This is a genomic window from Paenibacillus eucommiae (genome assembly GCF_017874215.1).
Lineage (GTDB): Bacteria > Bacillota > Bacilli > Paenibacillales > NBRC-103111 > Paenibacillus_AI > Paenibacillus_AI eucommiae.
In genome coordinates, this window is sequence record NZ_JAGGLB010000003.1 from 240,486 (window position 1) to 255,422 (window position 14,937).

The following is a 14,937-nucleotide window of genomic DNA, read 5'->3' on the forward strand; positions in this document are numbered from 1 at the left end:
TCCTTATCGGAAGGCCCTCTCCTATGCTTTCTGAATTCCGTAACCAAGATGCATCACCGATTATTTTTAGTCAAATATAAATACAAGGTTAGCGGGGCGAAAATGAGTATCATCAGCAGGCAAACGCCGATTCCCGCTGCGATGTCGGTTGTATTTGCCGTTCCATTCATAAGTGCTCTCACCGTAGAAACCGCGATACTGATTGGATTTACTTCGACGATGAGCCCTACCCATTTCGGCATGGTTGATGAGTCTACCAATATATTGCTTGCAAACAGAAGTGGATACACCACCATCATACTTGATCCCGATACCGTCTCAGGACGTTTGGCTAAGATACCAATCATAGAAAAAATCCAGCTTACACTAAAGGCGAACAAAATAATAAATAATACAGATGTTATCGCTCCCCCGATTCCTCCTTCTGGACGAAACCCCAGCAGCATCCCAGTCCCTAATGCAATGAGTAAGGCTATCGTATATCTCAGCCCATCTGTTATTAACGGTCCCATGACCGTGGCGGGCTGCCAAAAAGGCAGCGTTCGGAAACGGTTATACACCCCTTTTGAAATATCCTGGCACAAAGTTGTTCCGCTATATACGGTCATAGGAACGACAGTTAGAACGAGTATGCCTGGCAGAAGAAATTGAATGTATGCCTCAGTAGAACCAGCAATGGCGCCTCCGAACAAAAAATTAAATATCAGCAGCATCATGACTGGAGACAAGGTGGCATCCATCGCAAAGCCGAAAAGATTGTTTTTCGTATTTTGCCATGTTCTCCACATGAAAATTGTTGTCGACACAAAGACATTTGGGCTGCCCAGCGCGGATTCCCGATTCATGATCGATGCATTTGTGAGAGGGATATCTTTCATTGAACGACCTCCTTCTTCAGTTTAGAGGCAGTCAAAGCCAGAAATACCTCGTCCAAGCTGGGCTCACTTAGTGAAAAGTAGTCAATGGAGACTTTATTATTCACAAGCGTAAGGATCACTTGGCTAGCAAGATTTGCTTCTTGCACGGGTATTTTATACACAAACGGGTCATCATCTTGAAATCCGGTCAAATGATGATCAGCTAACAGGCGATTGATTGCTGCTTGATCTGTCTGTTCTGCCAGGCGGATCAATAAAGTCTTGCGGCCAATGGATGCCTTTAATTGATTAGGTGTCCCTTCAGCAATAATTGTTCCTTTATCGATCACAGCGATTCTGTCAGCCAACTGATCCGCTTCCTCCAGATATTGAGTCGTCAACAACACAGTCGTCCCCTGCTTTAATAGCATACGAACCACTTCCCACACCCCCAGACGACTCTGCGGGTCTAAACCGGTTGTAGGTTCATCCAGGAAAAGAATTTCCGGCTGTGCAACAAGGCTTGCAGCAATATCCAAGCGTCTGCGCATGCCACCTGAATAACTTTGGACCATACGATCCTTGGCATCCGAAAGCCCGAACGATTGAATCCGTTCTTCAGCAATGGAACGTGCTTCTTTAAATGAGAAGCCATAAAGTCTGGCAATCAGGATTAAATTTTGAATTCCGGACAGTCCTTCATCCAGGGCAGCAAACTGCCCGGTCAGACTTATTTTCTTTCGCACTTCTTTGGCATTTTTCACAACATCATAGCCACATACGAGTGCTTTTCCTCCATCCGGCTTGAGAAGAGTGGTCAACATTTCAATGGTCGTAGTTTTCCCTGCGCCGTTAGGGCCAAGCAAAGCAAGCAGTTCCCCTTTTTTGACGCATAAATGTATGCCCTTGACCACTTCAATTTCATTAAACGATTTTCTAAGATCGTTGACTTCAATTGCAAAAGACATTTTGCCAGTCCCCTTGTCATAAAATGCTTCTGTTCTACTCAAATTTGTGTTTATGTTCAAGCACCCACTCGGCGAGTGTCTTGGCAGGACGTCCTGTCACTTGCTCCACAGTGGGGACAACCGTGTGGCCGATTTCGGGCGGATTTTTTACCATGAGGACAAAAAAATCAATATCTCCCTCTTCATACCCCTGATCTCTCCAGTTCTGCCTTGCTTGATCCTCTGTCAGTTCATCAAAATGAATAACCTTGCCGATCCCTTCACTAATTGTCCGGACTGCTTCTCTGCGAGAAATAGACTCAGGACCTGTTAGCATATAACTTTGCTTGTGGTGACCGTCCTCCAGGAGTGCTGCAACGGAAACAGCGGCAATGTCTGCTTCATGTACTCTGGCACTCGGTGCGTCTCCGAAAGGCTCCCGGACAACCCCTTCCGTACGAATCGATTCCTGCCAATCCGCAAGAATGTTGGCCATGAATTCACCCGGTTTAACAAGCGTCCATTCCATCCCGCTATTTTTAAGCGCTTCTTCAACAGGCCCTTCTTCGTAACTCACCAATACGGTGACCCGTCTCACTCCGGCTTTTTCCGCCAGTTCAATCACTTTGGGCTGAGTTTGCAACGTGGCATTGGGTTCATCGCTGGATAGGATTAAAAACATCCCTTTAACACCCTCAAATGCGGCTTTCAGCGATTCCGGAAAATTAAGATCTCCTTCCATGATTTCAACACGCTCCGGTAAATTGGCTTTGGCCGGGTTACGCGATATGGCTCTCACCTCTACTCCTTTTTCAACTAGCTGATCTACGACGTGCCGTCCAACCGTACCCGTTGCACCTGTTACTAAAATTGTCATGTTATACCTTCTCCTTCATATTGATTTTGGATTTGTTTGAGCTGTCTGATAAAATCTTTCATCAGATCATCAGGAGCAATAATCTTCACCTTTGACCCGAAGCTTAAAATGATCGAAATTGCGTACTCTCTTGAGTAGAAATCCGTGTGTACCTCAATATGGTCTCCTCTGTGTATGCATTCCCCCTGAAATTGCTCCAACACTCGCGGTTGGGCTTTTAAATCAAAATGAAGATGGACTTGCGTACCTTGCACTTCTTCTTCAGCCAGAAGATTGTATGCTTTCCTTGGTAAAAATTGGTCGTCTGAAACTTCGAACTGAGTGATCCTTGAAACCCGAAAGATTCGCTTCGCTTTGCGCAATAAGCAATATCCCTCTAAATACCAAGCCCCTCGTTCCCAGTACAAAATGATCGGTTCCACTTGTCTCTCCGTAAGCGTACCCGATGTGCTTGTATAGGAAATTGTAATCTTTCTGGTTTGATGGATTGCTTGGAAAAGCGGGTGAACAATCGCCTTTTCGTTTGCTGATGTGCTCATATCGAAAATGATTTTATCGTGGTGCCCTCCGTTCAACAGAGCAGGCTGCACACTGGTAAGCTTATGCATTAACGAGGTGGATTTGCCTCCCATGGCTCCTTCCATACCCTTTAAGAGATTATAGATCACCGAGAAGTCATCGATAGAGAAATGCTGTTTCGTTATGAAGAAACCGTTCATCAGCTCAAAACCTCCAACTGTCCCCGTATATGAAGCAATGGGAATGCCCGCTTGATTAATCAATTCCACATCACGGTAGATCGTTCGGATGGAGACCTCAAACCTGGCTGCCAATTCGGTGGCCGTCACTCTTCTTTTCGTCATCAGTTCTACGGTAATACCGAGCATTCGATCCAGTTTCATCTTTTCACTCCTCAGGTTCATGACTTATCGGCCCATCTATATTTGAATCATAACGCATAAATTCTGACATCATGTATGTCAGGATTAAAAAAATAAAATTTATAAATTTTATCCAGCAGAGAAATTTTCACAGGATTAAAGACTAAATAAATAAAGACAGCCCCACTTTAGGAAAGGCTGTCTTCACTACTTCTTCACTACTTTTATAGCATTCAATATGATTTAGAAATTAGCCGCTATTTTTGCCGTTTCCTCTAAACCTTCAGAAATAATTTGTGCCGAACGATCCTTAAATTGATTGTGGCCTTCAATGATGACTACCTCTGCCTCAATTCCAAACAAGCCGAGGGTTGCTTTGAGTGGTTTTATTGCTGATTCAATAGCAGACATTGGACCAGTAGAATAAATCCCTCCACGAGCATTTAGCAATACGACTTTCTTGTCACCTACAAGACCAACAGGACCTTCTGCCGTATATCTAAAAGTCTTGCCTACTTGAGTAAGGTAAGAAATATAGCTGATCAAAGGTGCAGGTGCTACATAATTCCAGAGTGGGAACGCAATTACGACCTTGTCGGCTTTCAGAAATTGATCCAAATATCGGGAAACGATATTAGTGGCTTCTTGCTCTTGCGGTGTAAGTTCGTATCCTTGACTCAGCTTATACATTCCTGTGATAGCATCATTTCCGTAATAAGGAAGCTCTTCTTTATAAAGATCAAGTTCCGTAATAACGTCGGAAGCATGTGTTTCTTTAAACGTGTTCAGGAACGTTTCATACATTTGAAGACTTATCGCCTGCTCAGCAGGACGATCGTTTGCCTTAATGAATAGTACATTTGCCATAATTTCATTTCTCCTTTAATATAAGTAAACAGCTATGATCTATAGCTGCAAATCATTAAAAAACAAATTAGCTGCGAACTGGCCTCCATGATACTTATGATTTAAGTGTGCCTCTAGAAAGCACAGATGTATCGAAAAAAATATCACTTACTGCAACTAACATAAGCACATTATAAATCAATTAAAAATTTTTCTCAAGTAGTATTTATATAGGAGCGTTTTTTTGTGGGAGATTATTTATTTGTGTTACTTGTAGGATTTATTGCTGGTGCTATCAGCGGTGTTATTGGAACAGGCTCATCCATCATGCTATTGCCTGTTCTAGTGTTTACTTTTGGACCCAAGCAAGCTGTACCTATCATGGCAGTTGCTGCTGTTATGGCGAATATTTCAAGGGTTATAGCCTGGTGGCGTGAAGTCAACTGGCGGGCTTTTGCCGCTTACTCGCTTACTGGTGTGCCAGCTGCAGCAATTGGTGCAAGAACATTGTGGATTTTGCCGACACACGTTGTGGAAATTGGGCTAGGTATGTTTTTTCTGTCGATGATTCCTGTAAGGCACTGGCTTGAGGCCAAAAAAATTCACATTCGCTTATGGCAGCTCTCTGTTGCTGGTGCTGTTATCGGCTTTTTGACAGGATTAGTTCTCTCCACAGGGCCACTCAGCGTGCCAGCTTTCACTTCCTACGGACTAATAAAAGGTGCATTCCTCTCTACGGAAGCAGCCAGTTCACTTGCACTTTATGTTTCTAAAGTTGTGACTTTTCATGAACTGGGGGCTCTCCCGACAGAAATGATTGTACACGGAGTTATTGTGGGCTCCTCTCTTATGCTTGGAACGTTCACCGCAAAATCTGTTGTACAGCGAATGAGTGTTGTCTCATTTAAGTTTGTATTGGACATTCTTCTCCTATGCTCCGGGATTTCTATGTTATGGGCGGCGTTCCATTAGATTTTTTTCGTATTCCAGTGGACGATCAATCGCCCAACACCGCCAGTTCGAGCTGGCTTATGCGCGTGGGGTCGGAAATCAAGTCGACCTCGGTGATCTTCCCGTGTCTCATTGTAAATTTGAGTACGTAGAGGAGTCTTCCGCGAGGAGCCACGATGACTCCTACTGATCCGTCCACGAGTGCTGACTGAGCAGCTTGAGCACGTCCCGAAACCTGGTTGGCCAGAGCTCTTGCACCTCGAGTTATTCTTGAGGCACTTGTCTGGCGATCATCCCGAAGCACAACGTCCGGATCAAGCGCCGCTACCAGTGTATCAAAATCGCCGGCATGCGCGGCAGCAAGGAAAGCATCGACGAGTCTGCGTTGACGGGCAAGATCGGCATCAGGCACCGAATCAGCCCCCTGAACCCGGCGGCGTGCCCGGCTCGCAAGCTGTCTGGCTGCGGTCTCCGATTTCCCTACAATAGATGCAATCTCGGTGAAAGGAATGGCGAATATATCATGTAGTACGAACGTGATCCGTTCTGCAGGATTCAGCTTGCCAAGCACGACCAGCAGCGCGAGACCGACAGAATCAGCCAACAGTGTTTCTTGTTCGGGGTCGCTTCCATCCTCTTGACTCGCGAACTTCTCGGGTGAGTGCATTTCTATCGATTCCTCGCGTTTTGATTTTCGTGACCGCAACATATCGAAACACACACGCGAGACAACCGTAGTCAGCCATCCCCCCAAGTTCTCGACACTGCTCGTATCCGAACGGTTAAGACGCAGCCAAGATTCCTGTACCGCATCCTCCGCATCGCTTAATGATCCCATTATGCGATAAGCCACCGCCTGCAGGTGATTCCGGTGTGCTTCGAAATGCTCTGTCAACCATTCATGTTCGCTCACTTATTCAACTTCCTTTTTATAATAAAATTAGCCCTTATACATACTGACGAACGGAAACAAGCCGATGTGACAAGAACTTAAAGATTTGTTAATTTCCCCTCTTCTTTTGCAGAGCTGTCACATTCCCGAGGTTCGATCCGTCATCGTAGTGAAGGGCCGAATAAGCGGCTCCTATCCTAAGAATGAAGGAGTTTTTCCCATGCAATCGAGAATGAGTAGTCCCGTTATGATCGTACCTGAAGCGGTCCAAGCCTTGCAATCCCTGGGCAAAGCCCTGTTCATGTCCGCAGAAAAAACCGGCGTTCCAAGCCGGACGCTATTCCTTGCCTATCTTCGGGCAAGCCAAATCAATGGAGACAGCGTCTGTGTCGAACTCCATTCGCGTAATGCCTTAGCGGCAGGTGAAACGACAGAGAGGCTTCTGGCCGCAGCGGCATGGCGTGAAACACCTCACTTCACCGATGCAGAACGCGCTGCCCTGGCACTCAGCGAAGCGGTTACCCGACTCAGCGACCGAGCAGACGCGGTATCGGACGAGATCTATAATGAGGCTGCCCGGCACTACGAAGAGCAGGCTCTGGCCACACTTATCTCTGGGATCGCCACGGCCAACCTCTGGAATCGCCTTAACGTCACGACAAGGCAGATGGTCAATGTTCCGGCTGACTAAGTACATCTGATAGAGATTTCGTCGAGAACGAAAAAGGATCAGTAAAGAAGCTGTCTTTTACTGTAGAGGGACCAATTTGGCCGGAGGGAATGAATTTTGGCAGCATTCACCCTTCGGCCGTATAATCATTCTTATTGTTATCTTTTTAGACAACCATTGTTAAGCTATCCCATCCCAAAGCAATTTCAACCAAGCTTTCTTCACCAATTGTGATTTCTTTCTGACCAATAACCTTTCCTCCAAATGCGTGGTAAAATCCTACTGATGGATTATTATTAAGAACCCAAACCATCATGGAACAATAGCCATGGTATTTCAAGGAGTCAACAACTGCATGTAAAAGTAATTTACCAATACCTAATCCCTGGTAGTCCTTCAACAAATATATGGCATACAATTCCCCTTCGTGTTTAAACTCCTTGTTACGACTTCGACCGCCATCGGCAAAACCAACAATTCTGCCATCCGTGTCTTCCGCTACAAATATATTCTCATTCTCACAAGGATTATTAAATGCCCAAAGCCAACTGCTCTTCCGAGTTTCTACAGATAGATTTGCTAGTACCGAATCAGAAATAATCCCCTTGTAAGTGCTTCTCCAACTCTCTACATGAACAATAGCCATACCTTCAGCATCTTTTAAACATGCTTCTCTTATTTTCACACAGGTCAACTCCTTATGGATGAAAAGAGATTAAGTACCTCGGTTATTTTCTATCCACTGAACCCCGAAATCGACGAGTTGTCTCTGTGGCATCAGTCGTAGGGTTGCGTCTCCGATTTTGCCGATTTTAACATTATTAGTTTCACGCTCAAAGTCCCTTCCGATTAACTGGAAATCATTTGAATCATAATCGAGATCTCTAAAAGTAACCCATTCCCTTCTGCCGTTCATCAGGATAGGTGCACCAAACTCCACTTGTTTTTTTCCCGGGTAGTTTGCACGATATTCGGATAAATGCAAAGAAGTGCTGTTGCTATGATCTACCCCAAACAATAAAACCCAACTGTTACAATCAAATATGCGGGCTAGAGGCGAGCTTTCTCCCAGTCCGTTTGCTAGTGGATGTGGATCGGTAATGAACTGTGCCTTGGGTCCCCTTGCAGCGAATGAAACCTGAGGATGGTCACTGCGCAGTGTGCCGTTTTGTTTGCGAAAGCATTCCGCTACGACACCCATACCACTCGTTGGAGTCAAGTCACGGTCAAAAACCGGCATTTCTGTCCGGATGATGTCCCACCAATCTTCTGGAACCGGGGGATTTTCCCAACATGCAGGATCTGATAAATCCACGGATTGAGCTGGCATAATTAAAGTGCCTTCTTCTCCGATTGCTTCTTCGAGTGATATAATAACCGTCTGTGCCCCGCCCACAATCCAACGATTCAGTGATTTAAGCGAAGAGTGGACAAAGAGATTCATCCCTCTGGCTATTCCCAAATTTGTCAGCTCTTGCACTAGTAAAGAAGGAGTCAGTGGATATTCGGATTCATTTATTTTCATTTACACCAATCACTCCTTTGCTTCCAAATATATCGTTTCCCGTTAAGGTAAAGCCACTTCTAGACTTTGGCTGGCTTCTATCAACAAACAATAAACATATTTGCCCAGTCAGCAGAAACAATAAAAACAAAGAAAGCACATGATTAACTCCGCTTCTGGAAGTTCTTTTATTTTTTAGTAAGTTCCTCTAAACAAAGCTGGCCATACATCTCCAGGATTAGTCTGTTTCCCAATATTGCTCACTCCGACAATCATGCGTTCAGAATATTGGTGTGTTAATCATTGCTTTTTCGTCTCCCTTATAAGTTTGAGTTGAGTTTATTTATCTGGACAGTGACAAGTTTTCACTGTCCAGATTAGTAAACAATCGACTGAAAATGCTCTATAATGCTTTCTTCACCGGAATCCATAATTCCTCAAAGTATTTACCATCGGGTGTAGTATAGTAAATTTCCATATTTGGCCCGATTGCATGGTCATAATCGGAGGATCGGAGCCATTCGCTATTCGCTTGTTTGAATAGAATGGGGATTTCCGCACCTATCTGGTCTGTTTTTTCACTTCTGAATACTGCCCAGGTGGTTTTCGGAATCTGCACGACTTTAAACCCTGTTATGTTATTGTCTGGCTTTTTCAATGCGCAAATCAAGTAATGGTAGGTATTGTCGCCCAGATCGGAATAACCACATACCGCATTTATCACAAAGCTTCCATCCTCGAGTGGAAGACCACGACCATCTGGGTAACGCGCTCCTCCTGCAGCCTCAAATAATTTTTCGTAGTTGCCGTTTTTACGGCACTCGTCCCAAAAAACCGGAATTTTCTCGGTTTCATCGAGTCTGAAATTTCGTTCAATACCAAAAACTTCAAACGCTCCTCTTTCTTCAATCCGCCAATTCATAGCCTGAACTCCTTTGATTTTATTTTGGAAAGTAAGCACTTTTTCAATAAGAACTGCTCACTGTCCAGATTTATCAATTCAACATACATTCAATATTTCCTTCCAATTTTTGTAACTAATCTGCCGTTAGCTCAACAGTAAGCCATCCGTCGAAGTCTGGCATTCGTATCCTTCACAGAAAACAGGCATGAGGACACCAACATGTTTTTCTTATTCGACGCTGTGTTCTCATATTCCTTACTGTCGAGATAGCGGAACCACGCCAGGTAATGCACCGAATACTTGGTTGCTACTACGTTGAAGCGGTCAATCCATTTCGACTGTACCTTGAAATGCTTCGGTCGGAACCTGTTTAAGCGCAGCGAGAATCTTATGCGCCAGTAAAAGAGGGTCACGAATGAAACCTCTTCATACATCAGTTCGGCACATTTCCGCAGCGAAAATCCTTCTTGCTCTTGAATTTCATCAATCACTCGGGTAGGAGCTGCCGCACCTTTGGTTTCCGACTGCAAGAAGCGAATAAGCTTCTGCTTGTCCCGATTATCCAAGCTCTTAGCAAGTCTAATTAGTTCTTTCAGATCCATAGGGTATCAGCTCCGAGCAAATGATTACCTTTATTATAGAACAAATGTTCGCTATCTTCAAATATCAACAATGAAGGTTAACATAGCCTTGATAAAAAAAAGACCCGCAGGAGGGACATTTGTTTAAAATGTCCAACTTGCGGGTCACCGTTCAGAAACGTGATCGTTTTTGGTTCTGGATTATCCAACTGTTCTATGCATACACCTTGACTTGTTATTTATTCGAGGGTGCTTCAGTTTTGTGTTCAATAACTTGCAATACTTTTGGTTCAATAGCTTTTAACATTTGTTCATTTGAACGATTACTTTTAGGAACATCGCCAATATTTTCACCTTGAATTTGTGCATCAACCTGTGTTTGAGCAATAACATCAATCACTTGTTGTTTAGAGATATTTTTAGATGCTGCAATCTCTACAACAGATTTACCTGTTGCTAATTCTTGTTTTAATTCTGCAGGGCTAATTTTTAGTAAAGAAAACAGTTTTGCATCATTTAAGAAGTTATCAGCAAAATAATCAGGCTTACCATTTGTAGAGAAGAAACCTTCTACTTTCATGTTTGAAGGTGTAGTTTCACCTCCGATCAGAGAAACGCTGCTTGTATTGCCCTGAACAAATACCTGGTAGAACGGTGTATTTGATCCCTTCTTGGTGTAATTCAACATAAACGTTTTCTGATCCGGGTTCTCCATTTGCTCCATAGCAAACTCGTACTCTTCGATGCTACCATACATTTTATTAAGCAGATCATCTACCTTAGACTTAATTTCCTGATCGGTTAAAGCAGTGAGCGGCTTCTCCTTAGGCTCCCAATTCTCTTGAATTACGTGTTCAATCGTACCTGTAATACCGTTTGTATGAAGGGTAATCTTTTTTCCCATTGCCCCTTTTTCTTGCAGTGTGATGCTTGTTTGGACACCTTGAACGTTGCTTGCCTCGATAATCTCGAACGATTTTGTTTCGGGAAATGCGCTATACACCTTCTCAAGTGCTGCTTTGCCAACCTCATCCGTCTTGACTTGTTCGACAGTCATTGGTGTTCTTGTAAGCATTTCAATCAGGGTAGGGGCTGCAAATGCTGCAGTTGGAATCAAAATGGCAGCAGCAACTATTCCACCAATTAATCTTTTTTTCATGGTTTTTTCGCTCCTTTTTCGTTGCAAATATTGAGAATAGGATTGTTCTATTCGTTTGGTAATGGCCGGAGGGCATTCCATAGATTCTGCTTCTATGTGCAGATGTTCACGGATTTTGCGTTCAATAGTCATTGATCTTTTCCATCCTCTCTGGGGGGAGATTCCTTAAGTTTTTTCGAAGCGCCTGGAGACCTGCATGATATCTGGACTTGACTGTTCCCAGTGGAATATCGAGCAATGTCGCGGTTTCCTCAAGCGTGTAGTCGTGAAAAAAGCGGAGGATAACAACCGTACGCTGTTTGTCTGTCAGTTTTCGGATTGCCTGCGATATCATTGGGTCCGTCCCATCCATCAACACAGTAGGTTGATCCCAATGAGACTCTTCCCGGGAGAATGCACGGATGCGTTCAAAAATTCGGAATCTCCGCCAGCTCTTGACCCGAAATCTCTGCACTTGACGGATTACCAAGCCGTGTAGCCAGAAGTGGAAAGGTCGGTTCGTATCGTAGTTAGCAAGCGAGGTCCACATTTGCATATAGATCTCATTCATGACATCTTCCCGATCCTGCCGATGATCCACAAGAAAGGAAACTGTCCGGTAGACGTCCTGATGGGTGGCATCATAAATCGTATGAAACGCCTGTTGATTACCATCTTTCATTTTTGTGAGTAATTGGTACATATATTCACTTTGCATTCAGAGGGCCCTCCTGAGTAAGCTTACACCCTATATTGTCTCTATCTCAAAAAAAGGTTCGGTTCTTTATATTTTTTTTTCAAAAGGTTGAGTTTTGGCGGCCAAAATCTTCCCTTTTATCCCAACATCCATATCCTTTTCCACTAAGCCTCTAAACTATCCTACCCTGTAGCTTAATAAAAAAACAAGGAGTAGCTGCCGCGGCAGACTGCACCTTGTTTTGTGTTCAATTAACGTTTATAAATTATAATCTGTTAGTTGCAGGTTATCTTTATTTTCTCTTGTGCTTGCCTTCTTTCCCAATCTGTCTATTCTTAAAGCCCATTCAAGAGCAATCCGAGCCTGTCTAAATTTTGTTCATTCGCTTCTTCACAAATGGGTTTGAGTTTATTGAATTCTTCCAGTGTTTCAAAAGTTTGCTGAAAGGTAATCTCTGTCCCACCGTCAACTTCCTTGAATGTGAAAGTCAGGGTGAAATAGGGTCTGGATTCGTGCCGAAGCACAATGCACTCAGGCCCGATTTCATGAAAAACGTTTCGGTTCGGGAAGTCGGTTCCGTCAGGACCATGCATTGTAAATTCCCAGACGCCTCCGGGTTTTAGATCAAATGTGTGGAAAGTATTCGTGAACCCATCAGGACCCCACCACTGGGCAAGTAGTTCCGGCTCGGCCCAAGCCCGATAGACCAAATTTTGAGGGGCTGCAAGCTTCCGTCGAGATATGAGTTCAAAGGTAGCTGAATTACTTTCCCCAAGTGATTTTCCGAGAAGATCCAACATTTCCTTCGTTCCATGCTCACGTTGTTCCGGCGTATCATGACCGTCCAAAAATGTTCCCTGCTCTGTAAAAACCAATTTAGTGCCCTCGCTGGTTGGGAGCAATTCAATGGTCGCAATGGAAACTGATATTCGGATTTCATCTTGGTCCAAACTGTACGAATACACCAGTCGTTCATTGGGCACGATTTCCTGGTAATTAGCTTCAAAGGCAAAGACAGGTCCTCCTGCAGGGCCACCCTGACTATATTCTCGACCCCCAACGCGGAAGTCGAAGACCTCAGCAGGTTGAAACCAGCGCGCTTTTGCGCTCCGGTCCGACCATGCCGCAAATACGCGTTCCGGCGTGGCACGATAAATACGTTCAATTTGAAATGTAGAGTGAGTAGTAAATCGTGGTTTCATAATGTGAACCTCCCAAATTTATGTCAAATTATTATTTAAAAAATCGCCAAGCTGATCAAAATGGTGTTCCCATTTCAGCCGATGTTCAATGATATACTTTTCGTGGCCCGTCTTCATTATTTCCAGTAGTGAAATAAATTCATCAACGGAAGGCGGCTCCTGATGGTTCATTCGCTCGGCCACGTGTTCTAGTTCGGCCAGAAGCTTCTGTTGGGTTTTTATATTTTGCCGGACCCGTTCAATCTGAATGGCCACGATGTCAGACGGTGTATATGTATGTCCCTGAAGCACCGACTGAATTTCTTCAAGCGATAAGCCCAAGTCTTTTAGAGACAAGATTTGCAGCAACCGTCTAATATCGGCTTCGTTATACAATCGATGACCGGAATCGGAATACCCTGACGGTGAAAATAAGCCGATCTGATCGTAATACCGCAGGGTTCGGACGGTAAGTCCAGTTAATTTGGCAAGATCTCCTACCTTCCAATGCGACTGCATAATCCACTCCTTTCTTTGGCGCTAGCTGATTACCGGTGTTTTTAGTTTAGAACATGACGTTACGTAAGGTGCAAGAGGGATTTTATATTGAGATATGATTTTGAATTTTATAATCGAAAATATCATCAACAGCTTGATCGTACCCACCTGATTTTCGAAAGGATTCCTTAATATTTGCAACAGCTTTCTTGATCGATCTTAGGGTTAACACATGATCTACGGCTTCACGAAGTTGATTTGCAGTCAAGCTGTGCAGCTGTAATTTTATACCTGCTCCTATACTGGCGACTTGCCCGGCAATAATCGGCTGATCCGCGCTTTGCGGGATTACAATTAACGGAACCCCGTAATAGAGACCTTCATGTGTACTGTTCATTCCACCATGCGTAATAAATAACTTAGTGTACTGCAGCACATCTGTTTGTGGAACATAATTGTTTACAATGAAGTTTTTGGGGATTTCCCCTAAATCAGAAGTTTGAGCTTTATTCCCAATAGACATGACAATCGTATGATCAGTGTTCCCTAATGCCTCAAAACAAAGCTTGTAGAAATCAATTGTTTGGTTAAAGACAGTACCCAGTGAAATGTAAATGGAGTCTTTACCCTTGATTGCAGCAAAATCGAAGTTTTCTTGAGTTAATCGTGAAGAGATGGACGGACCTACAAATTTATAGGTTTGGTCGAATGTTTCTCCATAAGGCTGAAACTCCCTAGTTGTATAAACGATTGTAAGTGGTGCAGGATTACAAAACACTTCGTAAGGAGAATGGATCTCCACACCATACTTTTCCTGTATCATTAACGTCAGACTTTGAAATTTGTCGTTTATAGGTTTAACTATTTCTTTAGGGACTTTTATAGAAAATTGTTCCAACATTTTATCGAATGATTCTTTTGTCTGCGCAAAAGAAGTACAAGAGTTGATTGCAGGAAGCTTTAGGATTTGAGCAAGTATACGTCCACAACCAAACATGGAATCATGTATGATGTAATCAAAATGCTCTCCTTTGATCTTTTCAAGAACGCTTGGTATGACTATATCTGCCGTAAGTAAAAGACCGTTGATTCTTTCGAGTAAATAGTCTCTTCCACCTGAGATAAAGGCTTTTATAAATTTTTGATCGTCAAAAGTTCGTACTGAAGCTCCCGTCTTCTCCATACGCTCTCTAAAAGCTTCTATAGAAAAGTATACTACCTCTTCTCCACGCGAAATAAGCTCTTGCACAACTCCGATAGTTGGATTGATATGTCCCTCTGATCCACCATTAATAAATAAAACACGCGCCATTTCTACCACTCCTTAGGTATACTGTTCTCTAAATTGTGTAAGAGTAAAGGGCACTTCCCATACATCTATTGAATCAAAAAAAGGAATCAAATATATCATAGTACAATACTTGAAAATCTCAAAGCTTTAATCACTATACGTTTCCTCTATTCTACCAAGAATCACTATTATTGAAATGTGATATAATTAACAAAAAGCTGA

16 protein-coding genes and 1 pseudogene are annotated in these 14,937 nt (G+C 43.5%); 2 read left to right on the forward strand and 15 right to left on the reverse strand.

What is annotated here, in order from left to right; genetic code table 11:
- Positions 1-53 precede the first annotated feature (53 nt).
- The 5 genes from J2Z66_RS06490 to J2Z66_RS06510 form a co-directional block, all read right to left on the reverse strand.
- Positions 54-878 carry an ABC transporter permease gene (locus tag J2Z66_RS06490; RefSeq protein ID WP_245375321.1) on the reverse strand — a complete coding sequence of 275 codons (825 nt, stop codon included), beginning with the start codon at positions 876-878 and terminating at the stop codon, positions 54-56.
- Positions 875-1,825: an ATP-binding cassette domain-containing protein gene (locus J2Z66_RS06495; protein WP_209970556.1), complete on the reverse strand. Its 951-nt coding sequence runs from the start codon at positions 1,823-1,825 to the stop codon at positions 875-877. Before J2Z66_RS06495 ends, J2Z66_RS06490 begins: the two co-directional genes overlap by 4 nt.
- Before the next feature lie 34 nt (positions 1,826-1,859).
- Complete coding sequence (locus J2Z66_RS06500) at positions 1,860-2,681, reverse strand: SDR family NAD(P)-dependent oxidoreductase (protein ID WP_209970557.1); 822 nt, start codon at positions 2,679-2,681, stop codon at positions 1,860-1,862.
- Entirely contained in the window at positions 2,678-3,583 is a 906-nt protein-coding gene (locus J2Z66_RS06505) for a helix-turn-helix transcriptional regulator (protein WP_209970558.1), read from the reverse strand. Before J2Z66_RS06505 ends, J2Z66_RS06500 begins: the two co-directional genes overlap by 4 nt.
- 222 nt (positions 3,584-3,805) lie before the next feature.
- Positions 3,806-4,429 (reverse strand): FMN-dependent NADH-azoreductase, encoded by a 624-nt coding sequence (locus tag J2Z66_RS06510; protein WP_209970559.1) that lies wholly within the window; start codon positions 4,427-4,429, stop codon positions 3,806-3,808.
- Between the two features lie 225 nt (positions 4,430-4,654).
- Here J2Z66_RS06510 and J2Z66_RS06515 point away from each other — a divergent pair, with 225 nt between their 5' ends.
- Entirely contained in the window at positions 4,655-5,380 is a 726-nt protein-coding gene (locus J2Z66_RS06515; protein WP_209970560.1) for a sulfite exporter TauE/SafE family protein, read from the forward strand.
- Between the two features lie 25 nt (positions 5,381-5,405).
- Here the strand turns inward: J2Z66_RS06515 and J2Z66_RS06520 are convergent, their stop codons facing one another.
- Entirely contained in the window at positions 5,406-6,272 is an 867-nt protein-coding gene (locus tag J2Z66_RS06520) for a sigma-70 family RNA polymerase sigma factor (RefSeq protein WP_209970561.1), read from the reverse strand.
- 199 nt (positions 6,273-6,471) lie between these two features.
- Between J2Z66_RS06520 and J2Z66_RS06525 the strand changes: the two genes are divergently transcribed.
- Positions 6,472-6,942 (forward strand): carboxymuconolactone decarboxylase family protein, encoded by a 471-nt coding sequence (locus tag J2Z66_RS06525; RefSeq protein WP_209970562.1) that lies wholly within the window; start codon positions 6,472-6,474, stop codon positions 6,940-6,942.
- 145 nt (positions 6,943-7,087) lie between these two features.
- Here the strand turns inward: J2Z66_RS06525 and J2Z66_RS06530 are convergent, their stop codons facing one another.
- The 9 genes and pseudogenes from J2Z66_RS06530 to J2Z66_RS06570 all read right to left on the reverse strand — a co-directional run bounded on the left by J2Z66_RS06530 (position 7,088) and on the right by J2Z66_RS06570 (position 14,736).
- Positions 7,088-7,606 carry a GNAT family N-acetyltransferase gene (locus J2Z66_RS06530; protein WP_209970563.1) on the reverse strand — a complete coding sequence of 173 codons (519 nt, stop codon included), beginning with the start codon at positions 7,604-7,606 and terminating at the stop codon, positions 7,088-7,090.
- 30 nt (positions 7,607-7,636) lie between these two features.
- Positions 7,637-8,446 (reverse strand): AAC(3) family N-acetyltransferase, encoded by an 810-nt coding sequence (locus J2Z66_RS06535; protein WP_209970564.1) that lies wholly within the window; start codon positions 8,444-8,446, stop codon positions 7,637-7,639.
- A 382-nt stretch (positions 8,447-8,828) separates the two neighbouring features.
- A complete protein-coding gene (locus tag J2Z66_RS06540) occupies positions 8,829-9,347 on the reverse strand; it encodes a GyrI-like domain-containing protein (RefSeq protein ID WP_209970565.1) in 519 nt (172 codons plus the stop codon).
- A 172-nt stretch (positions 9,348-9,519) separates the two neighbouring features.
- A pseudogene (locus J2Z66_RS06545) lies at positions 9,520-9,931 on the reverse strand (hypothetical protein).
- Positions 9,932-10,145: 214 nt separating this feature from the next.
- Positions 10,146-11,201 (reverse strand): hypothetical protein, encoded by a 1,056-nt coding sequence (locus J2Z66_RS06550; RefSeq protein ID WP_209970566.1) that lies wholly within the window; start codon positions 11,199-11,201, stop codon positions 10,146-10,148.
- Positions 11,191-11,766: a sigma-70 family RNA polymerase sigma factor gene (locus J2Z66_RS06555; protein ID WP_209970567.1), complete on the reverse strand. Its 576-nt coding sequence runs from the start codon at positions 11,764-11,766 to the stop codon at positions 11,191-11,193. Before J2Z66_RS06555 ends, J2Z66_RS06550 begins: the two co-directional genes overlap by 11 nt.
- A gap of 314 nt (positions 11,767-12,080) precedes the next feature.
- Positions 12,081-12,947: an SRPBCC family protein gene (locus tag J2Z66_RS43755; RefSeq protein WP_209970568.1), complete on the reverse strand. Its 867-nt coding sequence runs from the start codon at positions 12,945-12,947 to the stop codon at positions 12,081-12,083.
- Between the two features lie 18 nt (positions 12,948-12,965).
- Positions 12,966-13,445, reverse strand: a complete 480-nt coding sequence (locus J2Z66_RS06565; protein ID WP_209970569.1) for a MerR family transcriptional regulator — start codon at positions 13,443-13,445, stop codon at positions 12,966-12,968.
- Positions 13,446-13,527: 82 nt separating this feature from the next.
- A complete protein-coding gene (locus tag J2Z66_RS06570; RefSeq protein WP_209970570.1) occupies positions 13,528-14,736 on the reverse strand; it encodes a macrolide family glycosyltransferase in 1,209 nt (402 codons plus the stop codon).
- Positions 14,737-14,937 lie beyond the last annotated feature (201 nt).